This window comes from Phytohabitans rumicis (assembly GCF_011764445.1).
GTDB classification, from domain to species: domain Bacteria; phylum Actinomycetota; class Actinomycetes; order Mycobacteriales; family Micromonosporaceae; genus Phytohabitans; species Phytohabitans rumicis.
This window is the reverse complement of sequence record NZ_BLPG01000001.1, coordinates 3417601-3442555: the sequence shown is the minus strand read 5'-3', so window position 1 is coordinate 3442555 and position 24955 is coordinate 3417601. Positions and strand designations below refer to the sequence as shown.

Below are 24955 nucleotides of genomic sequence, written 5' to 3'. Positions count from 1 at the left end.
GTCAGTGAGTGCCGGACAGCACCGTGATGAGGGCCGTCGAGGTGATCCGCCGCCGGTTGAGCTGCGACGCGGCGCAGGCTCGGGCGCACCTGGACCGGCTCGCCGCCCGGTACGGAGTGGACCTGCCCGAGGCGGCGGTGGCGGTGCTGGCGATGGCGGCGCCGAGTGAGGTGTTCGACCCGGCGACGTCCCCCAACGGCGAGGCCGAGCGCTACGCCGAGCGCCTCGCGCGTACCGAGCGGCTGGGCAACCTGGGCTGGGCGGAATGGGACCTGACCAGCGACACCGTCGACTGGTCCGACCACCTCTTCGAGATCTTCGAGCGGGAGCGGGCGGCCGGGCCGGCGAGCCTGGCGGCGGGCGGCGAGTACGTCCACCCCGACGATGTCGACAGGGTGGGCAAGGCGGCCCAACTGCTGCTCGGCGACGCACAGCCGATCGACCTCACGTTCCGGATCACCGTCCCGAGCGGGGTGAAGTACCTGCGGGCCGTCTTCGAGGCGGAGCGCGGGCTGGGCGGCCGGGCCCGCAAGGTGTACGGAGTCATCCAGGACGTCACCGTCTTCGAGGCCGGACACGACCGGGTCCGGCTGGCCGACGTCGAGGCGAAACTGGTCGAGCGGCAGCGCAGCCTGCAGACCGAGCACCGCGTCGTGGCCGCCCTCCAGCAGGTCATCCAGCCGCTGCCGGCCGGCACGATCCGCTGCCCCGGGCTGCGGGCCGCGGTGCGCTACCAGCCGGCCGAGGAGACCGCGCGGGTGGGCGGGGACTGGTTCGACCTGGTCCACCTGCCCGGCGACCGCACCCTGCTCGCGGTCGGCGACGTCGCCGGGCACGGCATGTCGGCGGCGGCCACCATGGCGCGGCTCCGGCATGCGCTGGCCGCCCTGGCGGTGACCACCACCGATCCGGCCGAGCTGCTCGAATACCTCAACCGCATGGCGTGTGACGACCCCAGCCGGCCCATGGCGACCGTGGCGGTGGCCCGCTTCGACCCGCAGACGTCGTCGGTGACCTGGGCGCAGGCCGGGCACCCGCCGCCGATCATGCTCACCGCCGACGGCGCCGCGGTGCTGGACCGCCCGGCCGGCATGCTCGTCGGGGCGGTGCGCTCCGCCCGGTACGCCACCGCCACCACCGCGCTCGCGGCCGGGGACACCATGCTGCTGTTCACCGACGGCCTGATCGAGCGGCGGGGGACGTTCGAGACCGACTGGCTCGGACCGTTGCTGCGTACGGTCAACGGCTCGGCCGAGCTGCCGCTGCAAGAGCTGCTGGCCCGGCTCGAACCCGCCAACCCGGATGACGACACCTGTGTGCTGGCGCTCCGCGCCGTACCCCGGTAATGGCCGCGGGGTCCACACCCGGCACCTTCCAGGGGCCGCTGTGGCGCGCGATCGCCGTGTTCCGCTTCGCCTCGGTGGCGTACGCCATCGCGATGGTCGCGCTCAACGCCGGCGGCTACGCGCACCCGCTCGCGGCGGTGCCGGCGCTGGTCGTACTCGTGGGGTGGTCGCTGGCCGCCGCGTACCTGTACTCGCGTCCGGAGTGGCGGCGGTGGCCGCTGCTGATCGCGGACCTGGCGGTGACGCTCGCCGTGCTCCTGGCCTCGCCGTGGGTCGTGGGCCGCGCGGCGCTCGACGCCGGGGCGGCGTCGCTCGCCGTCGCCTGGCAGGCCGGTCCGGTGCTGAGCTGGGCGGTGTCCGGCGGCCGCCGTCGTGGGGCCACCGCGGCCTTGATCGTCGGTGCCGCCGATTTGACGGTACGCGCGAAGCTGACGCAATCCTCGGTCACCGGCCTGATGCTGATGCTGCTCGCCGGGGTGGCGGTCGGCCATGTCGCCCGGCTCGCGGTGGAGTCCGAGCAGCGGATGCAGCGCGCGGTGGAGCTGGAGGCCGCGACGCGCGAGCGGGACCGGCTGGCGCGCGGCATCCACGACTCGGTGCTCCAGGTGCTGGCGCTGGTCCAGCGGCGCGGCGCGCACCTGGGCGGGGAGGCCGGCGAGCTGGCCCGGCTCGCCGGTGAGCAGGAGGCGGCGCTGCGGTCGCTGATCGCCACGCCGCTGTCCGGCGTCGACTCCGACGTCGATCTCCGCGTGCTCCTCCAGGCGCACGCGGCGACGACGGTGTCGGTGGCGGTGCCGGCCACCCCGGTACGGCTGCCGACCCGCGTCGCCCGCGAGATCGGGGCCGCCGTCGGGGCGGCGCTGGACAACGTGGGACGCCACTGTGGCCCGCAGACCCGGGCATGGGTGCTGCTCGAGGAGGAGGCCGGCGGCGTCACCGTGTCGGTACGCGACGACGGGCCGGGCATCCCCGCCGGGCGGCTCGCCGAGGCCGCCGGGCAGGGCCGGCTGGGCGTGGCGCAGTCCATCCGCGGCCGGATCGCCGAGCTGGGCGGGTCGGTGGAGATCGTCTCGGTACCCGGGGAGGGCACGGAGGTGGAGCTGCGGCTTAGGGTGGGCGCGTGACGCGGGTGATGGTGGTCGATGACCACCCGATGTGGCGGCAGGGCGTGGCACGCGACCTGACCGAGGCGGGCTACGAGGTCGTGGCGACCACCGGGGAGGGCCGGCAGGCGGTGCGCATCGCCGGTGCGGCCCGGCCGGACGTGGTCGTGCTCGACCTGCAATTGCCCGACATTTCCGGCGTCGAGGTGATCCGTGGCCTGGCGGCGGTGGTGCCGGAGGTGCGGATCCTGATGCTGTCCGCCAGCGGCGAGGAGCAGAGCGTGCTCGACGCGGTCAAGGCGGGCGCCACCGGCTACCTGGTCAAGTCGGCGGGGCAGCAGGAGTTCCTGGAGGCGGTACGCCGCACGGCCGCCGGCGACGCCGTCTTCACGCCTGGGCTGGCGGGCCTGGTGCTCGGCGAGTACCGGCGGCTGGCCGTGCATCCGGGCGGCCGGGCCGCCGACGACGGAGCACCACAGTTGACCGAGCGGGAGACCGAGGTGCTGCGGCTGGTCGCCAAGGGCCTGTCGTACAAGCAGATCGCCGCCCGGCTCGGCCTGTCCCACCGCACCGTGCAGAACCACGTGCAGAACACGCTGGGCAAGCTGCACCTGCACAACCGGGTGGAGCTGACCCGGTACGCGATCGAGCGCGGGCTGGACTCGTCCGACTAGCCGCCGATCACCGCCCAGACCACCTTGCCGTCCCGGCGCGGGGTGCAGCCCCAGCGGCGCGCCACGCCCTCGACCACCAGCAGGCCACGCCCCCCGCTCAGGGTCGGGACGCTGGGGCGCGGTGGCTCGTGCGAGTAATCGCGTACGGCGATGTACAGCTCCCCGTCCCGCAAGGCGAGGTCCACCCGCATCGGCGTACGGGCGTGCGCTACCACGTTGTTGACCAGCTCGGTTATGGCGAGATGAGCTGATTCGGCCAGATCCGGCCGGTGCCACTGGCCACACGCGTCCGTGACGAGCGCGCGGGCCTGTCGGGCCGCCTCCACCACCGGGTTCAGGGTGAAGTTCAGCGTCGTCGTCCCAGCACTCTGCATATCGGTCACCTGACGTGACTCTTACCCGTTCCGGTCCAGGCCATGCGCCCGCGTCACTATCGGCGGGTCGCGGGCACCGGCCTGGGCAGCGTCACCCGCCGGCGCGCGGGAGCGACCTCGTGGTGGTGCTGCGGTTCGGCGTACCGGGTCAGCCCGATGACAGCCGCGAGGGTGATCATGAAGCCGACGGCCGCCAGCCACTCCCGCCCCGGCCAGATCCGGTCGCCGAGAAACAGCAGCCCGATGATCGCGGCGGGCACCGCGCCCGCGGCGTCCATCGCGGCGACCGCGGCCGTCGTCGAGCCCCGCTGCATCGCCAGCCCCAGCAGCAACTGGCCGACCAGAGAGTGGGCGATCAGGATGTACAGCAGCGGGTTGATCACCAGCGCGTCGACCGAGTGCACCGCCGCGAGCGGCCGGGCGGCAACCGCGGCCCCGGAGAACGCCAGCCCCGCCAGCGAGCCGAGCGCCACGGACCCGGGCGCCCCGTGCAGACGTACCGCGAAGAAGCCCAACGTGCCGATCACCGCGACCGCGATCACGAGCGCGGCCTGGCCCGCGGGCCCGAGCTGCCGCGACGGCGCCGGCTGAGCGGCCAGCACAAGCGCGCTGATGCCGCCGAAGAGCAGGACCAACAGCCCGACCTCCGCGGCGGGCAGGCGCCACTTCAGGAGGAGTACGCCGAGAATGGCCGTCACGCCCAGCCCGGCGGCCACGCTCGCCTGCACCAGAAAGAGTGGCAGATCACGCCGCGCGAGGAAGGCGAGCACGAAGCCGAGCATCTGGCAGCCGAGGCCGACGAGGTAGGTGCGGTGGCTGGCCAGGCGCAGGAGCAGCCCGGGGTCGAAGGTGTGGTGGCAGGTCGTACGGGTGGCGGCTACGGACTGCAGGAGGTTGGCTACGCCGTACGCGAGGATCATCGCCGCGAGGAAACACCAACCGCCAGTGGACGCCACCCGGCGATGCTAGCTGGATTGTCTAGCCATCGCCTCCACGCCGTGCCCGCCCCGCAGGCCCCACCATCCTCCCCACCCCGCACGCCGCGTCACCCTCTCCCTGCCTCTCTCTCTGCCGCTCACTCTGCCGCTCTCTGCGTCGATCAAGGGCATATGGCCGTGCTTTGATCTCCGATCCACGACCATTTGTCCTTGATCGACGCGAAAGTCCTTGATCGACGCGTTCGGGGTGGCCGTGGGCGTGTCCAGGTGGTGAGTAGGCGCGGCTGCGTTTGGGGTTCGTGCGTGCGCAGGCCCGCGTGGCCCGAGCCGGGGTGCCGTGGCGCGTGGAAGCAGCAATGTCAGGGAAGTTGCTGGCTCCCGCCGCCGGGAAGCAGCAACTTCGGGGACATTGCGCGGATCATGGACGCGCTGGGGCGGGCGTGGTGGCTCGACGTCGACCTGCGGTGATCATGGAGTTAGCGGCGGAGGGAGCGCTCTCCCGGGCGCTAACTCCATGATCACCGCCGTGGTTGAGGCACGGCGCTTGAGGGGGATGACCCGCCGATCAAGGACTTTCGTGCCGATCAAGGGCATATGGCCGTGGTTTGGAGATCAAAGCACGGCCATATGCCCTTGATCGGCGAGGAGAGAGAGCGGGCGCGGAGAGAGAGCGGGGAGGGAGGGGAGGAGTGGGGGCTAGAGGGGGTTATGCCGGGGGCGTTTAGGCGGTCTAGGAGGTCGGAGTGGAGCTTGCCGTTGGTGGCTACGGCGCTGCCGCCGGCCGGGCCGGCTCGCCCGGCCACGTCGGTGAACGTGCCGCCGGCCTCGGTGACGATCGGCACCAGGGCGGCCACGTCCCACAGGGACAGCTCGGGCTCGACCATCGCGTCCACGGCACCCTCAGCGACCAGCATATAGCCGTAAAAGTCGCCGTATGCCCGGTTTCGCCAGGTCTGGCGGATGATGTTGAGTACGGCGCCGAGGCGGCCGTTCTCCTCCCAGCCGCCCAGATCGGAGTAGCAGAAGCTGGCGTCGGCGAGCCGGTTAACGCCCGACACCTTGATCGGCGTGGCCGCGGCGGTGTGCCGGCCGGCGTACGCGCCGTGGCCGGTGGCGCCCCACCAGCGGCGCCCCAGCGCAGGCGCGGAGACCAGGCCCACCACCGGCTGGTCGCCCTCCATGAGCGCGATCAGGGTGGCCCAGATCGGGACGCCGCGGATGAAGTTCTTCGTGCCGTCGATGGGGTCGATCACCCACTGCCGGGTGCCGGGGCCGGCGGGGGCCTCGGTCACGCCGTACTCCTCGCCCAGCACGGCGTCGCGCGGGCGGGTGCGGGCGAGGGTGGCGCGCAGGGCCCGCTCCACCGCCGTGTCGGCATCGGACACCGGGGTCAGATCCGGCTTTGACTCCACATGCAGGTCAAGTGCCCGAAACCGGGCCATCGAGATCGAGTCGGCGGTGTCGGCGAGCACGTGGGCGAGGGACAGATCATCGGCGTACCGGGCCATGGCGGGAAAGGTAGCGGATGTCGGGGGTCGACACGCGATAGCGTCCCGCATATGAGACCCGACGCGCTGTGTGGACTGCTCGCCGAGCCGGATCGGCTCACCGTCTTCGCCGCCGTCGTACTCGGTGCGGCGACGCCCTCGGAGGTGGCGGCGCGTACCGGCCTGGCGGCCCGGCAGGTCGTGGTCGCGCTGCGCCGACTGGAGCAGGGTGGCCTCGTCGTGACCGTGGACGGCCGCCTCGTGGTCGAGGCCGACGCGTTCAAGGAGGCGGTGCGCGAGCACGCGCCCCCGCCGATCGTCGAGGACGACCTCGACCCGGACCGGGCCAAGGCGGCGGTGCTGCGGGTCTTCCTCCGGGACGGGCGGATCGTGCGGCTGCCGGCCGCACGCGGCAAGCGCCGCGTCCTCCTGGAGCACATCGCCGCGGCCTTCGAGCCGGGCGTCCGCTATCCGGAACGCGCCGTCGACGCCATTCTCCGAGCCTGGTACGACGACCACGCGACCCTGCGCCGCATGCTGATCGACGAGAGCCTCATGTCGCGCGAGGACGGCATCTACTGGCGCAGCGGAGGCTATGTGGAGGTCTGAGAATCCCGGGAGGCCAACAACCGGCGGTACGACTGGAGCCGGCGCGCGTCGGCGTGCCCCGCGGCGACCCAGGCGTCCAGCGCGCAGTCCGTCTCGGCGCCGGTGTGCTCGCAGTTGGTCGGGCAGTCGACGGTCCCCTCGACCAGGTCGGAGAAGCCGTGCAGCAGGCTGTCCGCGGAGACGTGGGCGAGGCCGAAGCTCCGTACCCCGGGGTGTCGATGATCCAGGAGGGCTCGTCCGCGGGGAGCCGGAGCGCGACGGCGCTGGAGGAGGTGTGCCGGCCCTTGCCGATCGCGCTGACCACGCCGACCGCCCGGTCGGCGTCCGGGACGATCCGGTTGACGAGGGTGGACTTGCCGACGCCGGAGTGGCCGACCAGGACGGAGATCCGGTCGGTCAGCGTCCCGAGCAGGTCGTCCAACGAAGCGTCCGGCCGGCACAGCACGTGCCGCAGGTCCAGTTCGGCGTAGTAGTCCAGGACCCCGTCGGGCGTGGCCAGGTCGGCCTTGGTGAGGCAGAGCAGCGGCTCGATGTCGGCGTCGTACGCGGCCACGAGGCAGCGGTCGATGAACCCGGTGCGCGGCGGCGGGTCGGCCAGCGAGCTGACGATGACGAGCTGGTCGGCGTTGGCGACCACGACGCGTTCGAGGCGGCCCTCGGGGGTGCTGTCGTCATCGTCGGCGGTGCGGCGGAGCACCGACGTCCGCTCGCTGATCCGGACAATCCGGGCAAGCGCGCCGGGTACGCCGGAGGTGTCGCCGACCAGCGAGACCCGGTCGCCGACCACCACCGACTTGCGGCCTAACTCCCGGGCCCGCATGGCGGTCACGTCCGAGGAGTCGACGACGCACGTGTAGCGGCCCCGGTCGACGGCCACCACGAAGCCCTCGACGGCGTCGTCGTGCCGTGGGCGGGTGCGGGTACGCGGGCGCGAGGAACGGGACGGGCGGACCCGTACGTCGTCCTCGTCGTACTCCCGCCGCCGCTTCCCCGTCAGAACAGCCCCCTCAGACTCCGGCCACCATCGAAGACCATAGTGCGGGGAACTCGGGCAGCGTCTTGGACGTACACGCCACGTCGTTCAACTCGACGCCGGGCACGGTCAGCCCGATCACCGCGGCGGCATGCGCGAGCCGGTGGTCGTCGTACGTCTGGAAGACCGCCCCGCGCAGCGGCCGTGGCCGGATCTCCAGGCCGTCGTGGCTCTCCGTGACGTCGGCGCCCAGCGCCTTCAGTTCGCGGGCGAGCGCGGCCACGCGGTCGGTCTCGTGCCCGCGGATGTGGGCCACGCCGCGCAGCCGGGACGGCGAGTCGGCGAGCGCGGCCAGCGCGGCCAGCACCGGCGTCAGCTCGCTGACGTCGGACAGGTCGGCGTCGAGCCCGTGCACGGTGCCGGTGCCCCGCACGGTCAGCCCGTCGGTGCCGAGGGTCACCGCGCCGCCCATCTGGTCGAGCAGGCCGCGCAGCCGGTCGACGGCCTGGGCGCTGCTGCGCGGCCAGCCGAGCAGCGTGACCTGGCCGCCGGTGACGAGCGCGGCGGCGAAGAACGGCGCGGCGCCGGACAGGTCGGGCTCGATGAGCCACTCCCGACCGGACAGCTTGCCCGGCTGGACCGCCCACACGTCCGGCGTGGTGTCGTCGACCGCGCCGCCGACCGCGCGCAGCATCTGCGCCGTCATCCGCAGGTGCGGCGCCGAGGGTACGGGCGGGCCGACGTGCCGGACCACGATCCCCTGCTCGAAGGCGGCGCCGGCGAGCAGCAGCCCGGAGACGAACTGGCTGGACGCGGAGGCGTCGATCACCACCTCGCCGCCGGCGACCCGGCCCGAGCCGTGCACGGTCATCGGCACCCCGCCGGTCTGCGACGCGTCGATCCGCACGCCGATCGAGCGCAGCGCCTCGACCAGTGGGCCCAGCGGTCGCAGGCGGGCCCGCGGGTCGCCGTCGAAGGTGACCGGCCCGCTGGCCAGCCCGGCGATCGGCGGCACGAACCGCATGACCGTGCCGGCCAGGCCGACGTCGATGTGCGCCGGCCCGGCGAACGGGCGGGGGCGGACCACCCACCGGTCGTCGTCCAGAGTGGACACGTGTGAGCCCATGGCGCGCAGCCCGGCGGACATCAGCTCGGTGTCCCGGGCGCGCAGCGGGCGGCGGAGGGTCGAGGGCCCGTCCGCGATCGCGCTCAGCACGAGCGCGCGGGCGGTCATCGACTTGGATCCGGGCAGGCGGATGGTCGTCGTTACCGGGTCCTTCGCGGTGGGCGCGGTCCACGGTTGGGGGCACTGGTCGCGGTGGGGTTGGCCACCCGTACAGTCTGCCGTCCCGCCCCGACGATGCGTGATCGCCGATCCGGCTTCTCCCGAGTACCGAGACAGGTCGCGTAGCGTGATGGCCATGTGCGGCCGGTACGCGACCACGCGCAGCGCGGCGGATCTCAGCGCGCTATTCGAGGCTTATGACGACACGGTTGGCGCCCTCGCGCCCGATTACAACGTGGCGCCCACCGATCCCGCCCCGATCGTACGGATGTCGCAATCGGCCGGCGGTCGGGTGCTGACGGCGGCCCGGTGGGGTCTCGTACCACCGTGGGCAAAGGATGCGAAGGGCGCGGCCCGGATGATCAATGCGCGCGCCGAGACGGTGGCATCTTCCAGCGCCTATTCGTCGTCGTTCGCCAAGCGCCGCTGCCTGGTTCCGATCGACGGCTGGTACGAGTGGGTGCGCCGCCCCGACGGCCGAAAGCAGGCATATTTCATGACGCCCGCGCACGGGAGTGTGCTTGCGCTCGCCGGCATCTGGGCGCCGTGGAGCGATCGGCTGACGTACAGCGTGGTCACCACGGCGGCGATCGGCGACCTGGCATTGGTGCACGACCGGATGCCGCTCCTGCTGCCCTGGCAGCGCTGGGCCGCCTGGCTGGAGAGCGAAGCCGAGCCGGAGGCACTCCTGGCCGCGCCGAGCGACGAGTTCCTCGCCGAATTGGAGATCCGCCCGGTCGGCCCGGCGGTCGGCGACGTACGCAATGATGGTCCTGATCTTGTACGGCGGGCGCCCGAGACCGTCCCCTTGCCGGCCCGCCGGATGAGCCGATCGAATTGACGCTCTTCTGACGCTGCACGTACAGAAATGAGCGCTGGGGAGCGCTCCCATCACGCTCAGTGTCGTTTGCTGGTATTCGTGGTGAATGGTCGCTTGGCCTTTCGGTCAGGATCGATGCAACCCCTTGTATTGGGTACCGCGAGTGCGATAGAACACAGCGCCGGCAGAGGTGTCGATTCGCACCGGGCGAACGGCAACGCCATTACTTCGCCGGTCCCACGGGGGAGGTGGGTAAATGACACGGGCGCGGATGCCACGCCCGCATGAGGTTGCCGCTGCGCGTTGTGACCCGAGGTTGCTTCGGGCCCTAGGTGAGCGGCAATTGGACGACGCCTGGCGTACGCGGGGTGTCTGCCAGAGCGTGGACCCTGAGACGTTCTTTCCCGCCCCGAGCGAGCCGGCGGACGCCGCCGTGGCGCTCTGCCGCACCTGCGACGTGCAGGGGTCGTGTCTGGCGTGGGCGCTGGATGTCGGCGACTGTCACGGCGTGTGGGGCGCCACGACGCCGCGGGAGCGCCGGGCGATGCTCGTGGCCTGGCGCGGCCAGGTGCAGCGCGACGGGGAGCCGATCGAGGGTGGCGGGCCGCCGGTGCGCGACCGGCTGCTGACGCTCATCCCGGTTAACACGAGCTGACTACCCCATCCTGGGCGACGATGGTCACGTGCCAGACGTCAGTCGTGAGATCGCCACACCACGCGGGACCGCCATTGTCGAGATGGCCCCCGCGCCGAAACGGGCGGCGAGCGTGCTCGTGCTCGGCCACGGCGCCGGAGGTGGGGTCAACGCGCCCGACCTGGTCGCGCTCCGTGACGCCGCGCACGCGGCGCAGGTCACCGTCGTCCGGGTGACGCAGCCGTACCGGGTGGCGGGGCGCCGCGCACCCGCCCCGGCCGGTCACCTCGACGAGGCGTGGACCGCGGTCGTACGCGAGCTGCTGGCCGTCACGCCGGGGGTGCCGCTGGTGGTGGGCGGCCGGTCGAGCGGCGCCCGGGTGGCCTGCCGTACGGCGGGTGCGGTGGGCGCGGCGGGCATCGTCGCGCTCGCGTTTCCGCTGCACCCGCCGGGTAAGCCCGAGCGGTCCCGCCAGGAGGAGCTGGACACCGGGCTGCCCACGCTCGTGCTCAACGGCGACCGGGACCCGTTCGGCATCCCGGCCGGCGGTCCCGGCGTACGGATCGAGGTGCGCCCCGGCGCGGGCCACGACCTGCGCCGCGACACCGCCGGTACGGCCAAGCTGGCGGTCGACTGGCTCCGCGAGCACGGCTGGGCCCGCTGACCGTGCCGGCCGCGACCTGCACCATGCGGAATGCACGACCCCCGTAACGGCGTTCTACCCCCGGAAGCACAATCCGTGAGGGGGCAGAAATTGGCGCAAACCAGCACGCGAAGCCCGGACCGGGTAAACCCCGAGGCCGAGCGGGTGCGGCGATTGCTGGACGGCCCTGAGTGGTCCATCACTTCGGACAACTCAGGCGCACCTTCCCCGGGCATCGACCAGGCGTTCCGCGTATCCTCGGCGGGACAGTCGAGGGGGGAAGTGCGGTTGACCCGACCGGAGAGGACCGACGAGCGTCGGGCGCGCTTCGAGCGCGACGCGCTGCCGTTCGTCGACCAGCTGTACGCCGCCGGCCTGCGCATGACGCGCAACCCGGCCGACGCCGAGGACCTGGTCCAGGAGACCTTCCTCAAGGCGTTCGCGGCCTTCCATCAGTTCGAAGAGGGCACCAATCTCAAGGCTTGGCTGTACCGGATCCTCACGAACACCTACATCAACTCTTACCGGCGGCGCCAGCGCCAGCCCATCCAGGCGCCGACCGAGGAGATCACCGATTGGCAGCTCGCCGAAGCGGAGTCGCACACCTCCAGCGGCCTGAAGTCGGCCGAGACGGAGGCGCTGGAGCGGCTGCCGGACAGTGACGTCAAGGACGCTCTGCAGCAGCTGCCGGAGGAGTTCCGCCTCGCGGTCTACCTCGCCGACGTCGAGGGCTTCTCCTACAAGGAGATCGCCGACATCATGGGCACGCCGATCGGCACCGTGATGTCCCGGCTGCACCGCGGCCGGCGCAATCTGCGCAAGCTGCTGGAGCGGTACGCTGCCGAGCGGGGCTTCAATCGCAGCCCGTCGCCCGACACCGCAGCCGCCGGCCAGGAGGTGTGACAGACCGTGAGTTGCGGTGAACCACACGAGACCGACTGTCGGGACGTACTCGCCGAGGTTTACCTCTACCTCGATCTGGAGTGCTCCGACGAGCGGCGGGACCTGATCCGTGACCACCTCGACGAGTGCTCGCCGTGCCTGCGGGAGTTCGGCATCGAGCAGGAGGTGAAGGCGCTGGTCGCCCGGTGCTGCGGCGACGAGCGGGCGCCCGTCGAGCTGCGTGAGCGGCTTCGGGTACGCCTCAGCGAGCTGGTCTTCGAGGCGGACTCGCGGGAGTACCTCCCCGACTGAGCGCGGTCACCCGCAGTCCATCGGCTGTTCGCCTGGACGACGTACCGTGCCCGCCTGTGTCGAGACACCGGGCCGCGCTGGCCGGCCTCCTGGCCCTCTACCTCGCGGCCCGGGTCGTCATCTGCGTCCGCGGGAAGGTCTTCACATCGTACGACTCGGTGTCGTATCGAGGTGACGGGCTCGTCTCGCTCACCGGCAACGCCCCGCGCATGTGGGGCGTGCCGCTGTTCTACGCGATCTTTCCCAACGACCAGGCCCGCGCGATCGCGCAGTGGACGGTCGGCACGGTGGCGTGGGCGCTGCTGGCCTGGGCGCTGTGGACCTGGCTGCGCACGCTCGCGGCACGGTGCGTGGCGGTCACCGGCGTCCTCCTGCTCGGCCTGCTGCCCCAGGTGGCCAACTGGGACTTCGCCATCCTGTCCGAGTCGCTGTCGATCTCGCTCGCCGTGGTCACCCTCGCACTGTTGCTGCGCTGGGGACGTACCCGATCGGTCTGGTTTTTGGCGGGAGCGACCGCGACGGCGGTCTGGTGGACGTTCACCAGGCCGGACATCCGGGTCCTGACCGTCTTCCTGATCGTCGCCCTGGTCGTGGTGGGGCGGCGCCGCCGCGCGGCGCTCGCCGCCGCCGGGGTCCTGGCCGCGGCGGTCATCTGGGGTACGGCGATCATCCCGGCCGTCGACCGCACCTACACCGGCTGGAGCGCCACGCCGGAGGTGCGGCACGAGGAGGGCCTGCTGCTCTTCCGGCTGCGGCTGCACGTTCTGCCCGACCCCGAGGTGAAGGCGATCTTCCAGCGGGAGTTCGGGATGCCGTCGTGCGCGGGCATGGAGGAGATCGCCGCCGGGCCGTCGTGGGAGACCGCGAGGTTCGCGGTCGCCTACGCCCAGTGCCCGGAGATCAAGGCATGGGGGAACGGAACGCGCCGGACATCTGGCAGCGGTACGCGCTGGCGGAGCCGGCGGTCTTCGCGCGGCAGACCAGGGACGTGGTCCGGCTGTCGGTGGCGGGGCGGACTACGCCAAGACCACGCGGGTCGTGCCGGTCGCGGTGGAGAAGCTGGTGTTTCCGCCGCGCTCGTGGGTGTTGCCGGTGCTGGCGGTCGCGCTGGCGCTGGCGGTGCTGGCCGCGCTACTGCGGCGCGGCGCGCTGGCCTGGATCGGCCTGGCGGTCGCCGGCGCCTCGGCGGTGAGCCTGCTGGCGGGGATCTGGTTCGGCGCGGGGGAGTACTGGCGCTTCGGCATCCAGGAGGCGATCGGCCTGCGCCTGGCGGTGCTCCTGGTCGCGGTGGCGGTGCTGGACAGCGCCCGCGGGGCGTCTGCGACAGACGCCCCGCGCCTGCGAGATCAGGAGTTGGGGCGCTTGCCGTGATTGGCGGCGCTCTTCTTGCGAGCCTTCTTCTTGCGTGACTTCTTCGCCATGGTGCCCTCCCGGACGTAGACGGAACACCCGGATAGTAGCCGGGCATGATTTGATACCGACGCACCTACACTCCGCTCACGAGGGAGGGCCGCAGGATGGCCGAGGAGATCCGCGCCGAGATGGTCGCGAACGTGTGGAAGGTCGTGGCGTCGGCCGGCGACCCGGTGGCGGAGGGCGACACCCTGGTCATCCTGGAGTCCATGAAGATGGAGATCCCGGTGATCGCGGAGACGGATGGCGTTTTGCGGCAACTCGCGGTCAACGAGGGCGACGTCGTCCAGGAGGGCGACCTGATCGCGGTGATCGAGTGACGGTGCGGGTTCGTCCCGCCCGCCCCGACGACTTCGAGGCGATCGCGCGGGTCAGCGTGGCCGCGTACGAGGCGGACGGGCAGCTCAAGGGCGAGCACGGGTACGGGCAGGTGCTCGCCGACGTGGCGCCACGGGCAGCGGCTGGCGAGATGCTGGTGGCCGTGGACGAGGCCGACACCGTGCTGGGCTCGGTCACGTTCGTGCTGCCCGGCACGGCGTACGCGGAGCTGTCCGGGGCGGGCGAGGCCGAGTTCCGCATGCTGGCGGTGGATCCGGCCGGCCAGGGCAGGGGCGTCGGCGCGGCGCTGGTGCGGGCCTGCGTCGACCGGGCGAGCGAGTTGGGCTGCCACGCCATCGTGATCTGCGTACGGAAGGGGCACGCCGAGCCGGCGCACCGGCTCTACGCGCGGCTGGGCTTCGTACGCACGCCCGACCGGGACTGGTCGCCGCTGCCGGGCGTGGACCTGCTGGCGCTCCGCCTGACGCTTTAGATCTCTTCCGTACCGATTTTGTCGAGCATCTCGTACGCGATCTTGAGGGCGATCCGGCGCCGCTTCTCGATGGTGACCTCGGGGTCGCGGATCGCGAACCAGGTGCTGTGCACGGCGAACACGGACAGTGCGGCGCGCACCCGGGACTCGGGACTGTCGTCGGGGCGGCACAGCAGCTCGGCGAGGCGCATCATGCGGGTACGCATCTCGATGCCGGCCGACAGGTTCTTGAGCACGGTCTGGTTCTGCTCGAAGAACCGCATGACCGAGTGGTTCTCGTTGCCGAACAGCTCGTCCATGTAGCGCTCGAGCATGGCCCGGCGGGTCTCCGGCGTGGGCGGCTGGTCCTCGGCCCACTTGTTCAGCTCGTCCAGGATCCGGATGCGGTCGTCGACGATGCTGTGGACGATCTCGTCCTTGCTCTTGAAGTGGTAGTAGAGCGCCGCCTTGGTCACGCCCAGCCGCTCGGCGATCTCCCGGAGCGAGGTCTTCTCGTACCCATGCTCGGTGAACAGCTCCAGCGCGACGGCCTGGATGCGCGACCGTGTGTCGCCTGTGTTGTCGCTCACCTTGATCACCCTGACTTACGAACTTACTTGACGACCGGTTAGTGACGAGCTTACCGTACGGCAAGTAAGCAGAATAGCAGCGGGGAGGCGCCACACATGACAGCCACAGACGCACCGGCGCCGGCGCAGCCGAAGATCCGCGTCGTCCTCGGCGGTCTGATGATCGCCATGATGCTCGCGATGCTCGACAATATGATCGTCAGCACGTCGCTGCCGATCATCGTGCGCGAGTTCGACGGGCTCAACCACTTCACCTGGGTCGTGACGGCATACGTGCTGGGCACCACCGTCTCCACGCCGATCTGGGGCAAGCTCGGCGACCTGTACGGGCGCAAGTCGGTCTTCCTGACCTCGATCGGGATCTTCCTGGTCGGCTCCGCGCTGTCCGGCATGGCCGGCTCCGACATGCTCGGCGGCCCGCAGGACGGGATGATGCAGCTCATCGCGTTCCGGGCGGTGCAGGGTCTGGGCGCCGGCGGTCTCATGGTCGGCGTCATGGCGATCATCGGCGACCTGGTGCCGCCCCGCGAGCGGGGTCGCTACCAGGGCATGATGGCCGGGATCATGGCGATCGCGATGGTGGCCGGGCCGCTTCTCGGCGGGTTCATCGCGGACAACCTGTCGTGGCGCTGGGCGTTCTACATCAACCTGCCCTCGGCGGCCTCGCGCTGCTCGTCCTGATCACCCAGATGCACCTGCCGAAGTACCGGACCGAGCACAAGATCGACTGGCTCGGCGCGGCCCTGCTGTCGGTCGGCATCACCTCGCTCGTGCTGATCACCACCTGGGGTGGCAACGAGTACGACTGGGGCTCGCCGCAGATCCTCGGCCTCGTGGTGCTCGCGCTGCTGAGCCTGGCCGCATTCGCCCTCGCCGAGCGGCGCGCGGCGGAGCCGATCATCTCCCTCGGCCTGTTCAAGAACCGCAACTTCGCGCTGATCTCGGGCGTGGGCTTCCTGCTGGGCTTCGCGATGTTCGGCGCGATGAACTTCCTGCCGATCTTCCAGCAGTACGTCCAGGGCGCCTCGGCGACCGGCAGCGGCCTGCTGCTCCTGCCGCTGATGTTCGGCATGCTCACCGTGTCGATCGTGAGCGGCCGGGCGATCACCAAGACCGGGCGCTACCGGATCTTCCCGATCGTGGGCGGCGTGCTGATGACCGCCGGCATGCTCCTGCTGACCCGGCTCGACGTGCACACCAGCCGGGTCGAGTTGGGCGCCTACCTGGTCGTACTCGGGGCCGGCATGGGCTTCCTCATGCAGACCTCGATGCTCATCGCGCAGAACAGCGTGGAGCAGCGCGACCTCGGCGCGGCCAGCGGCGCGGCGACGTTCTTCCGGTCGATCGGTGGCTCGTTCGGTGTGTCCCTCTTCGGGGCGATCTTCGCCACCCGGTTCCAGGACCACCTGACCGACCGGCTGGGCGCGCAGGCGGCCGAGCAGTTCAGCAGCGGGGGCGGCGGCGCGGCCAGCTTCGACCCGTCGGTGCTCGCCAGCCTGCCCGCGGCGGCCCGCAACGGCCTGCTGACCAGCCTGGCCGACTCGATCGCGGGCGTCTTCTGGTGGGCGGTGGCGTTCGCGGTGCTGGTGCCGGTGCTGGCCTGGTTCATCAAGGAGATCCCCTGCGGAGCACCAACGACGCCCCCGCCGCGGCCGAGGAACCCGCCCTGACCGCGTCGTGACCTTCACGACCTTCGTGACCTGAGTAGGGCGCCCCTGTTACGCACTATGCGGTGATAGGGGCGCCCTACTCACGCGCGCACCCCCAGTAAGGGCCCCTTTTGGGGCTATGCCGGCGGCGCCGCCCAGGCCCCGCTCCCCCGCTCCCCGCCCGTGCGCCGCTCCCGGGGGCCCGCGCCGATCAAGGGCTTTTGCGCCGATCAAGGGCAAACGGTCGTGGATTGGAGATCAAAGCACGACCATTCGCCCTTGATCGACGGCAAAAGCCTTGATCGGCGGCAAAAGCCTGATCGGCGGCAAAGTCCTGGTCGGCGGCAAAGAGGGTCCGGGTGTGGTGCGTGAAACGTTGCGGTGTTGCGGGACTTCGTGCAAGAGTGAGCACGAAGTGAGCATGGGAGGCGCAAACAGTGGGACAGCCGGGTAGCGGGATGGCCGCGGACATCGCGGAGCAGCCGGAGGTGTACGCGCGGCTCCTCGAGCCGGCCCACGCGGACCCGATCGCCCGGGTCGCGGCCGCGATCGCCGAGCGCGGGCCGCGGCACATCGTGCTCACCGCGCGCGGCACGTCCGACCACGCCGCCCTGTACGCCGCGTACCTGGCGGAGATCCGGCTCGGGCTGCCCGCCGGGTTGGCGTCGCCGAGCGCGATCACGCTCTTCGGCGCGCGTCCCGACCTGTCGCAGGCGCTCGTCATCGGCGTCAGCCAGAGCGGCGGCTCGCCCGATCTGACCGAGGTCATGCGGGTCGCCCGGGAGTCCGGCGCGCTCACGCTCGCGGTCACCAACAACCCCGGCTCACCGCTCGCCGAGGCGGCCGAGCTGTCCATCGACGTGGCGGCCGGTCACGAGCGGGCGGTGGCGGCTACCAAGACGTACACGGCGGAGCTTTTGGCCCTGCTCCTGCTCGTGGAGGGGTGCGCGGCGGCGGCCGGCCCGCCGCGGAGCTGGCCGCGCTGCCCGAGCTGGCCGCGAAGGTCCTGGCGGACCCGGCCCCGGAGGCCGCCGCCGACCGCTACCGGTTCGCGGCGCGCATGGTGACGACGGGCCGGGGGTACGCCTACGCGACCGCGCGCGAGGCCGCCCTCAAGCTGATGGAGACCTCCTACCTGCCGGCGCTGGCGTTCTCCGGCGCCGACCTGCTGCACGGCCCGCTCGCCATGACGGACCCGGACGTGCCGGTGCTCGCCGTGGTCGGCTCCGGGCCGGGCGGCCAGGCGATGCGTGACGTGCTCGAACGGCTCGGCGAGCGGCGGGCCGACGTGCTGACCGTGGGCGCCGCGGGCGAGCTCGCCGTGCCGGACGTCGACGAGCGCATCGCGCCGTTGCTGGACATCCTGCCGCTGCAGCGGTTGGCGCTGGCGGTGGCGCGGGCCCGGGGTGAGGACCCAGATGCTCCCCGGGGCCTTAAGAAGGTGACCGCGACGCTCTAGAGTTGCGCTGTGTCCACGCTGCGCGACCTCGTCGAAGAGCACACCGGGCTGGGGTCGGAAGACATCGACCACCTGCATCGGCTCGCCGGCGACTGGCAGCTGCTGTCCGACCTGTCGTTCGCCGACCTGCTGCTGTGGGTGCCGGTGAACGGGCATGAGTCGTTCCTCTGCGTGGCGCAGGTCCGCCCGACGACCGCGCCGACGGCATACCAGGACGACCAGGTCGGGCGCACCGTCCACGGGCCGGAGGTGGCCCACCTGACCATCGCGTACCGCCAGGGGCGCATCTGGCGGGAGGGCGACCCGGTCTGGTACGGCGACACCCCCGCCCGGCACGAGGCGATCCCGGTGCGGCTGCGCGACGACGAGGGGGAGTCCGGCGAGGTGATCGCCGTGGTGGGGCGGGACACCAACCTCTCCACCGCGCGTACGCCCAGCCAGCTCGAGCTGAACTACCTCACCACGGCCGACGACCTGGCGCAGATGGTGGCCGACGGTACGTTTCCGCCGCTGCGCCACCGGGGCGAGACCACGTCCGCCCCGCGGGTCGGCGACGGGCTGATCCGGCTGGACGCGAGCGGCAAGGTGACCTACGCCAGCCCGAACGCGCAGTCCGCGTTCCGCCGCCTGGGCTTCTCCTCCCACCTGGTGGGCGAAGACCTCGCCGCGCTGGGCGCCCGGCTCGCCGACGACCCGCTGGAGGGGACCGACGCGTCCGCCCGCATCCTCGCCGCGCTCGGCGGCGAGGCGCCCTCCCGCAAGGAGATCGAGGCGCGCGGCGCGACCGTGCTGACCCGGGCGCTGCCGCTGATGCCGGCCGGCGTGCCGATCGGCGCCCTGGTGCTGGTCCGCGACGTCACCGAGGTGCGCCGCCGGGACCGGGCCCTGGTCACCAAGGACGCCACCATCCGCGAGATCCACCACCGGGTGAAGAACAACCTGCAGACCGTCGCCGCGCTGCTGCGCCTGCAGGCCCGCCGGGTGGAGACGCCGTCCGCCAAGGCCGCGCTCGAAGAGTCGGTACGGCGGGTCGCCTCGATCGCGCTCGTCCACGAGACGCTGTCGATGTCGAGCGACGAGGCGGTCGAGTTCGACGGCATCGTCGACCGGGTGGCCGCGGCGGCGGCGGAGGTGGGCACGACGGCGTCCAAAGTGACCATGCGCCGCAAGGGCACGTTCGGCGTACTGCCGGCGGAGATGGCCACGTCGCTCGTCATGGTGCTCAACGAGCTGCTGATCAACGCGGTCGAGCACGGCTTCCCGGAGATCGACGGCGTGGGCGCGGTGGGCGAGGTCGTGGTGTCCGCCCACCGGCACCGCAAGCAGCTCCACGTGACCGTGGTGGACAACGGCACCGGGCTGCCGGACGAGTTCGACGCCGAGCGGAGCGGGCGGCTGGGCCTGCAGATCGTGCGCGCGCTGGTGACCGGCGAGCTGAGCGGCACGATCGAGCTGCGCGCGCGCCCCGAGGGCGGCACCGAGGCCGTTCTCGTGCTGCCGTTGACGAAGCGCTGACCGGTGATATCGTCCTCCCGGCGTTTTGAGGGGGGAAACGGTCGATGCGACGTCGCGTGCAAAGGCTGCTGTTGGGCGGCACCACTGTTGGGCTGGCGGTCGCGGCTTCGGTAACCGTCATCCCGATGGCGTCCGCCTGGTCGGCGCCGACCAAGTCCGTGACGTACCGAGGTCTCACGGTGAACGTGCCCCGGTCGTGGCCCGTGATCGACCTGGCCAAGACCCCGAAGGCGTGCGTGCGCTTCGACCGCCACGCGGTCTACCTGGGCCACCCGGGGTCCACACAGGACTGTCCGGCCCGCCTGATCGGCAAGACCGAGGCCCTGCTGATCGAGCCGATCGACGCGACCTCCGCCCGTACGGCGGGCACGGGCGTCGTGCGGGTGCCGGCCGGCAAGAAGGCGCCGGCCAGCCTCGAGTCCACAGCGGACGGTGCGGTCTCCGTCGCGGTCGAGGGCGCGGGCGTCCTGGTGACCGCCACGTACGGGACGGACCGGGCCGTGGTGGAGCGCATCGTGGGTGGCTCGTCCGTCGCGTCGGGTGCCCGGGCGGCGACGCTGACCACCGGGGCGGTGGCCGGGACCGCCCTGACGGCGGCCGCGGTCGAGGTCCCGGGCAGCTTCGCCGGCAAGGGCTTCGACGCCTGCACCGCACCGTCGTCCGCCTCCATGGACGCGTGGCTGTCCTCGCCGTACCGGGCGATCGGGGTCTACATCGGTGGTGCGTCGCGGGGCTGCGCGCAGCCCAACCTCACGGCGGAGTGGGTGTCCCGGCAGGCGGCCAAGGGTTGGCGCATCTTCCCGATCTACGTCGGCCTGCAGGCGCCCTGCACCAGCTTCGCCAACCGGATCGACCCGGCCAACGCGCCCGCCCAGGGCCGGGCGGCCGCCGACGACGCAGCCAACAAGGCCGCCGCGCTGGGCATGGCGCGCGGCAGCGTGATCATCGAGGACATGGAGTGGTACGCCCGCGGCGCCGACTGCAGCAAGGCGGTGCTGGAGTTCCTGTCGGCGTGGACGGTGCGGCTGCACGAGCGGGGCTACCGCTCGTCGGTCTACAGCAGCGTCTCGGCCGCCATCACCGACCTGGTGGCGAACTACAGCAACGCGGCGTACACGCGTCCGGACCAGATCGACTTCGCGCGCTGGGACGGGGTCGCCACCGTCCTGGACTCTGGCGTCCCGGCCTCGTACTGGTGGCCGGCGCAGCGGATCAAGCAGTACGCGGGGGATCACAAGGAGACGCACGGCGGCGTGACGATCAACATCGACAGCAACCAGCTCGACGTGGCCGCCGCCGTGCCGGTCAAATGCCTGGGTACCGGCTGCCCCGGATCCCCCACGCCGATCCTCGGCAGGCGCTCCATAGGGTGATCACCTGTTGCCGAGGTGTTACAAACCACACTCCCGGCATCTGGGCGTCCGGTTGGCTGGCCGGGGTGGCTGTGAGAAGCTAATCGACGTGACCGTAGCTGAGCGCCGTGCCGTGTCGCTGGGATTGACCTCCCGGCGTCACGTTGACTACGGCCGCGTTCGCAGCGCGATCTGTCCGGCTCACTGACGCCGCCCTGGTTTCCAGACCACCAAAGGGCGCGCACCGCGCCGGCCCAATGATGCAGCCGTTCGCATATGCGCGTCCATCCCCTGAAGCACAGACGGAGGACGCCCACGATGGCGGTCACAAGCGCATCGGGCCGACCGGCCGCACGCCCACGTAAGGCGCGCGGCGAGGGGCAGTGGGCGCTCGGGCACCGGGAGCCGCTCAATCCGAACGAGCGCACCAAGAAGGACGACAACCCGCTCAACGTGCGGGCCCGGATCGAGAACATCTACGCGCACCGCGGCTTCGACTCGATCGACCCGCAGGACCTGCGTGGACGGTTCCGCTGGTGGGGCTCTACACCCAGCGCAAGCCGGGGATCGACGGCGGTCGTACGGCCATCCTGGAGCCGCACGAGCTGGACGACGAGTACTTCATGCTCCGCATCCGGGTCGACGGCGGTCAGCTCGACCTCGACCAGCTGCGCACGATCGCGGACATCTCCCGGCGGTTCGCCCGGGACAGCGCCGACATCACGGACCGGCAGAACATCCAGCTCCACTGGATCCGGATCGAGGACATGCCGGCGATCTGGCGGCAGCTCGAAGCGGTGGGGCTGCAGACCACCGAGGCGTGCGGCGACTGCCCACGGGTGGTGCTGGGCAGCCCGGTGGCGGGGATCTCCGCCGACGAAAAGCTCGACGCCACGCCGGCGATCGACGCGATCGTCGAGCGGTACGTGGGTGACCCCGCGTTCTCCAACCTGCCGCGCAAGTTCAAGTCGTCGATCTCGTGGCTGGCCGACATGCCGTACGAGGTGAACGACATCTCGTTCCTCGGCGTGGACCACCCGAGTTCGGTCCCGGGTTCGACCTGTGGGTGGGCGGCGGCCTGTCGACCAACCCGATGCTCGCCCAGCGCCTCGGCGTGTGGGTGCCGATCGGCGAGGTGCCCGAGGTGTGGGCCGGCGTGATCAGCATCTTCCGCGACTACGGCTACCGGCGGCTGCGCCACCGCGCCCGGCTGAAGTTCCTGGTCGCCGACTGGGGCGTGGAGCGCTTCCGCGAGGTGCTGGAAAAGGAGTACCTGGGCCGCAGCCTCGTCGACGGGCCGGCGCCCCAGCTGCCCGACAAGCCGATCGACCACATCGGCGTGCACGCCCAGGCCGACGGCCGTTTCTACGTGGGCGCCGCTCCGGTGGTGGGCCGGGTGTCCGGCACCCAGCTGGTCCAGCTCGCCGACATTGTCGCCGCGCACGGGAGCGGGCGGGTGGCGCTCACGCCGTACCAGAAGCTGCTGGTCCTCGACGTCGAGCAAGATCGGGTCGAGTCGCTGGTGGCGGCGCTGCGCAAGATCGGTCTGGAAGCCCAGCCGTCGACGTGGCGGCGCGGCACGATGGCCTGCACCGGCATCGAGTTCTGCAAGCTCGCGATCGTCGAGACCAAGCGGCGCGGCGAGGAGCTCGTCGCCCGCCTCGAAGAGCGGCTCGCCGACATGGACGCCGACATCACGATCCACATCAACGGCTGCCCGAACGCCTGCGCCCGCACCCAGACCGCCGACATCGGCCTCAAGGGCCAGATCGTGATGGGTCCGGACGGCCAGCAGGTGGAGGGCTTCCAGGTGCACCTCGGCGGCGGCCTCGGCATGGCCGAAGGCCAGACCGCCGGCTTCGGGCGCAAGCTGCGCGGTCTCAAGACCACCGCGGACGAGCTTCCCGAGTACGTCGAACGCCTGGCCCGCCGCTACCTGGGCGACCGGACCGAGGGCGAGGCGTTCGCGCACTGGGTCATGAGGGTAGACGAGGAGGCACTTCGATGAGTGATCAACGAGCCGCACCCCTGTACTGCCCGTACTGCGGCGACGAAGACCTGCGCCCGTCCGAGGAGGGGCCTGGCACGTGGGAGTGCCGGGGTTGTGCGCGTGCCTTCTCGGTCAAGTTCGTCGGTCTGGTGCGAAAGGTGGTGTCGCGGTGAGTCCCGTGAGCGCGGTTGGCCTGGGATTGCTCGGCGCTCCTGCCCGGGATCGGTCGGAGGAGCTGCGCCGGCTCGCGGAGGGTGCCGCTCGCGACCTGGAGGGCGCCCCGGCCGAGGAGATCGCCCGCTGGGCGGCCGAGACGTTCGGCGACCGGTTCTGCGTCACCAGCTCGATGGCCGACGCGGTGCTGGCGCACGTGGTGTCCCGGGTGGCCCGGGTGTCGACGTGGTGTTCCTGGACACCGGGCTGCACTTCCCGGAGACGCTCAAGGTGCGCGACATCGTGGCCGCCACGCTGCCGGTCAACGTGCGGTCGATCCGGCCGCGGCTGACCGTCGGCCAGCAGGACGGCGAGTACGGCCCGCGCCTGTTCAACCGGAGCCCGGACGAGTGCTGCTTCCTGCGTAAGGTCGAGCCGCTGGAGCGCGCGCTGGCCGACTACGACGCGTGGGCGGCCGGGCTGCGCCGCGACGAGTCGCCGACCCGCGCCAACACGCCGGTGGTGGCCTTCGACGCCAAGCGCGGCAAGATCAAGGTCAACCCGATCGCGGCGTGGAGCCAGGCCGACGTCGACGCGTACATCTCCCGGTGGAACGTGCCGGTCAACGAGCTGTTCAAGAAGGGCTACACCTCGATCGGGTGCTGGCCGTGCACGGGGCGTACCAAGGCCGGCGAGGACGCACGGGCCGGCCGCTGGGCGATGTTCGAGAAGACCGAGTGCGGTCTGCATACGTGACGCCGCTTGTTCTTGTCGCCCACGGGAGTCGCGATCCGCGGGCGGCTCGGGCGACCCGGGCGCTCGTCCGGGCGGTGGCGGCGGCCCGACCCGGGCTGGACGTGCGCGCCTCGTACCTGGATCACACGCTGCCGCGGCCGGGTCAGGTGCTCGGCGCGCTGGAGGCGGCCGGCCACGACCGGGTGACCATGGTGCCGCTGCTGCTCACGGCCGCGTACCACGGTCGGGTGGACGTGCCCGAGGCGGTGCGCTCGGCCGGCGTACGGATCCCGGTGGCGGTGGCCGACGTGCTCAGCCCGGTGAACGACCTGCTCCTTGCCGGGCTGCGCCGGCGCTTGGCCGTTGCCGGGTCCGGGTTCGACGGGGTCGTGCTGGCCGCCGCCGGCACCCGGGACGCGGCCGCCCGGCACACCGTGGCCGAGGCGGCTGACGCGCTCGGTGCCTCGCTGGGCGTGCCGGCCCAGGTGGCGTACGCCTCGGCCGCCGCACCGACGGGCGCCGAGGCGGTCGAGGCGCTTAGGGCACGGGGGCTCGCCGGATCGGCGTGGCGTCCTACTTCCTGGCCCCGGGCCTGCTCCACGACACGGTGGTGGCATCGGCCCTGTCGGCGGGCGCGGTGGCAGTGGCCGCTCCGTTGGAGGGCGCTCCCGAGCTGGCCGCTCTGGTCCTACGCCGCGCCGACGCCGCTCGCCTCTCCGAGCTCCCCGCCGCCGCTTGAGTGACCCCTGCGTCGGGCACAGCAAAACGCCCCGGTTGGCCTGCTCGCCCGGGCGTTGATGCTGGGGTTTAGTGCGTTTTTGTTCAGGCAGAGTGAGCGCGGACCCGGAGGCCACCACGACGCTTGACCGCGCGCCGTTCCTCTTCGCTCATCCCGCCCCAGACGCCGGCGTCCTGACCAGATTCAAGTGCCCACTGGAGGCACTCGTCGGTCACGGCACAGCGCCGGCAGACGGCCTTCGCCTGCTCGACCTGCAGGAGCGCCGGGCCGGACGTCCCGATCGGGAAGAACAGCTCCGGGTCCTCGTCGCGGCAGACAGCATGGTGGCGCCAGTCCATGGCGGCAACACTCCTCGTTCTGGATCGATGGCAGTAAATGCGGTGGATCTTCCCTATATGCGTCCGCGGTGTCGACCGTGACAACGAGCGTCCATATGGTCGGCAGCGCGTTAGCAGGCTATGTGGCGCTGGTAGCTGCATGAACTCGTCGC

General features: G+C 71.7%; 20 protein-coding genes and 7 pseudogenes. 19 read left to right on the top strand and 8 right to left on the bottom strand.

Translation table 11 applies throughout. The features are described 5' to 3' along the window. Positions 1-8: 8 nt before the first annotated feature. Genes Prum_RS15040 through Prum_RS15030 form a run of 3 tightly spaced genes read left to right on the top strand, consistent with a single transcriptional unit; the run spans position 9 to position 3123 of the window. Positions 9-1346 carry a PP2C family protein-serine/threonine phosphatase gene (locus tag Prum_RS15040; protein WP_173077151.1) on the top strand — a complete coding sequence of 446 codons (1338 nt, stop codon included), beginning with the start codon at positions 9-11 and terminating at the stop codon, positions 1344-1346. Beyond that, a complete protein-coding gene (gene macS / locus Prum_RS15035) occupies positions 1346-2470 on the top strand; it encodes a MacS family sensor histidine kinase (protein WP_173077150.1) in 1125 nt (374 codons plus the stop codon). Before Prum_RS15040 ends, macS begins: the two co-directional genes overlap by 1 nt. 8 nt (positions 2471-2478) lie before the next feature. After that, positions 2479-3123, top strand: a complete 645-nt coding sequence (locus tag Prum_RS15030; protein ID WP_173083765.1) for a response regulator — start codon at positions 2479-2481, stop codon at positions 3121-3123. Here the strand turns inward: Prum_RS15030 and Prum_RS15025 are convergent. The 3 genes and pseudogenes from Prum_RS15025 to hisN form a co-directional block, all read right to left on the bottom strand. Then, the gene (locus tag Prum_RS15025) at positions 3120-3497 is read right to left on the bottom strand and encodes an ATP-binding protein (RefSeq protein WP_173077149.1); all 378 of its coding nucleotides are present in this window, start codon (positions 3495-3497) and stop codon (positions 3120-3122) included. The genes Prum_RS15030 and Prum_RS15025 overlap by 4 nt on opposite strands. A gap of 56 nt (positions 3498-3553) precedes the next feature. Next, entirely contained in the window at positions 3554-4417 is an 864-nt protein-coding gene (locus tag Prum_RS15020) for a DMT family transporter (RefSeq protein WP_173083763.1), read from the bottom strand. 737 nt (positions 4418-5154) lie between these two features. Then, a pseudogene (gene hisN / locus Prum_RS15015) lies at positions 5155-5943 on the bottom strand (histidinol-phosphatase); the annotation flags it as partial. A gap of 51 nt (positions 5944-5994) precedes the next feature. Between hisN and Prum_RS15010 the strand changes: the two are divergent. After that, on the top strand, positions 5995-6531 hold the full coding sequence (locus Prum_RS15010; protein WP_173077147.1) for a DUF2087 domain-containing protein: 537 nt from the start codon (positions 5995-5997) through the stop codon (positions 6529-6531). On the opposite strand, the pseudogene rsgA reads toward Prum_RS15010, so the two are convergent. Beyond that, positions 6516-7351, bottom strand: a pseudogene (rsgA, locus tag Prum_RS15005) (ribosome small subunit-dependent GTPase A). The gene Prum_RS15010 and the pseudogene rsgA sit on opposite strands and share 16 nt — an antisense overlap. Positions 7352-7538: 187 nt before the next feature. Further along, positions 7539-8738, bottom strand: coding sequence for a 3-phosphoshikimate 1-carboxyvinyltransferase (gene aroA / locus Prum_RS15000; protein WP_246277899.1), 1200 nt, complete (start codon positions 8736-8738; stop codon positions 7539-7541). Between the two features lie 187 nt (positions 8739-8925). Here aroA and Prum_RS14995 point away from each other — a divergent pair, with 187 nt between their 5' ends. From Prum_RS14995 to rsrA, 5 genes are all read left to right on the top strand, one after another. Next, complete coding sequence (locus Prum_RS14995; protein ID WP_173083761.1) at positions 8926-9630, top strand: SOS response-associated peptidase; 705 nt, start codon at positions 8926-8928, stop codon at positions 9628-9630. Positions 9631-9865: 235 nt separating this feature from the next. Further along, positions 9866-10264: a WhiB family transcriptional regulator gene (locus Prum_RS14990; RefSeq protein ID WP_246277898.1), complete on the top strand. Its 399-nt coding sequence runs from the start codon at positions 9866-9868 to the stop codon at positions 10262-10264. Positions 10265-10346: 82 nt separating this feature from the next. Then, positions 10347-10907: an alpha/beta hydrolase family protein gene (locus tag Prum_RS14985; protein ID WP_246278570.1), complete on the top strand. Its 561-nt coding sequence runs from the start codon at positions 10347-10349 to the stop codon at positions 10905-10907. 90 nt (positions 10908-10997) lie between these two features. After that, positions 10998-11789, top strand: coding sequence for a sigma-70 family RNA polymerase sigma factor (locus Prum_RS14980; protein WP_281369125.1), 792 nt, complete (start codon positions 10998-11000; stop codon positions 11787-11789). 6 nt (positions 11790-11795) lie between these two features. Next, the gene (gene rsrA, locus Prum_RS14975; RefSeq protein ID WP_173077143.1) at positions 11796-12080 is read left to right on the top strand and encodes a mycothiol system anti-sigma-R factor; all 285 of its coding nucleotides are present in this window, start codon (positions 11796-11798) and stop codon (positions 12078-12080) included. A gap of 1346 nt (positions 12081-13426) precedes the next feature. On the opposite strand, the gene Prum_RS55050 is transcribed toward rsrA, so the two are convergent. Continuing rightward, positions 13427-13501: a 50S ribosomal protein bL37 gene (locus Prum_RS55050; protein WP_369814844.1), complete on the bottom strand. Its 75-nt coding sequence runs from the start codon at positions 13499-13501 to the stop codon at positions 13427-13429. Between the two features lie 96 nt (positions 13502-13597). Here Prum_RS55050 and Prum_RS14965 point away from each other — a divergent pair, with 96 nt between their 5' ends. Together Prum_RS14965 and Prum_RS14960 are read left to right on the top strand one after the other, a co-directional pair. Next, complete coding sequence (locus tag Prum_RS14965) at positions 13598-13813, top strand: biotin/lipoyl-binding carrier protein (RefSeq protein WP_173077141.1); 216 nt, start codon at positions 13598-13600, stop codon at positions 13811-13813. Next, entirely contained in the window at positions 13810-14304 is a 495-nt protein-coding gene (locus tag Prum_RS14960) for a GNAT family N-acetyltransferase (RefSeq protein ID WP_173077140.1), read from the top strand. Before Prum_RS14965 ends, Prum_RS14960 begins: the two co-directional genes overlap by 4 nt. On the opposite strand, the gene Prum_RS14955 is transcribed toward Prum_RS14960, so the two are convergent. Continuing rightward, positions 14301-14879 (bottom strand): TetR/AcrR family transcriptional regulator, encoded by a 579-nt coding sequence (locus Prum_RS14955; protein ID WP_173083757.1) that lies wholly within the window; start codon positions 14877-14879, stop codon positions 14301-14303. The two genes, Prum_RS14960 and Prum_RS14955, sit on opposite strands and share 4 nt — an antisense overlap. Before the next feature lie 90 nt (positions 14880-14969). Here Prum_RS14955 and Prum_RS14950 point away from each other — a divergent pair. From Prum_RS14950 to Prum_RS14915, 8 genes and pseudogenes are all read left to right on the top strand, one after another. Then, positions 14970-16543, top strand: a pseudogene (locus Prum_RS14950) (MDR family MFS transporter). Between the two features lie 437 nt (positions 16544-16980). Continuing rightward, positions 16981-17981: pseudogene (locus Prum_RS14945) on the top strand (SIS domain-containing protein). 9 nt (positions 17982-17990) lie between these two features. Beyond that, positions 17991-19496, top strand: a complete 1506-nt coding sequence (locus tag Prum_RS14940) for a sensor histidine kinase (protein ID WP_173077139.1) — start codon at positions 17991-17993, stop codon at positions 19494-19496. Between the two features lie 44 nt (positions 19497-19540). Further along, on the top strand, positions 19541-20869 hold the full coding sequence (locus Prum_RS14935) for a glycoside hydrolase domain-containing protein (RefSeq protein WP_173077138.1): 1329 nt from the start codon (positions 19541-19543) through the stop codon (positions 20867-20869). Positions 20870-21166: 297 nt separating this feature from the next. Further along, positions 21167-22856, top strand: a pseudogene (locus Prum_RS14930) (nitrite/sulfite reductase). Continuing rightward, on the top strand, positions 22853-23011 hold the full coding sequence (locus tag Prum_RS14925) for a hypothetical protein (protein WP_173077137.1): 159 nt from the start codon (positions 22853-22855) through the stop codon (positions 23009-23011). Before Prum_RS14930 ends, Prum_RS14925 begins: the two are co-directional and overlap by 4 nt. Beyond that, positions 23008-23747: pseudogene (locus Prum_RS14920) on the top strand (phosphoadenylyl-sulfate reductase). The gene Prum_RS14925 and the pseudogene Prum_RS14920 overlap by 4 nt, the downstream one beginning before the upstream one ends. Beyond that, positions 23729-24465, top strand: a pseudogene (locus Prum_RS14915) (sirohydrochlorin chelatase). Before Prum_RS14920 ends, Prum_RS14915 begins: the two co-directional pseudogenes overlap by 19 nt. An 83-nt stretch (positions 24466-24548) precedes the next feature. Here Prum_RS14915 and Prum_RS14910 read toward each other — a convergent pair. Beyond that, on the bottom strand, positions 24549-24803 hold the full coding sequence (locus Prum_RS14910) for a WhiB family transcriptional regulator (RefSeq protein WP_173077136.1): 255 nt from the start codon (positions 24801-24803) through the stop codon (positions 24549-24551). Between the last annotated feature and the right edge of the window lie 152 nt (positions 24804-24955).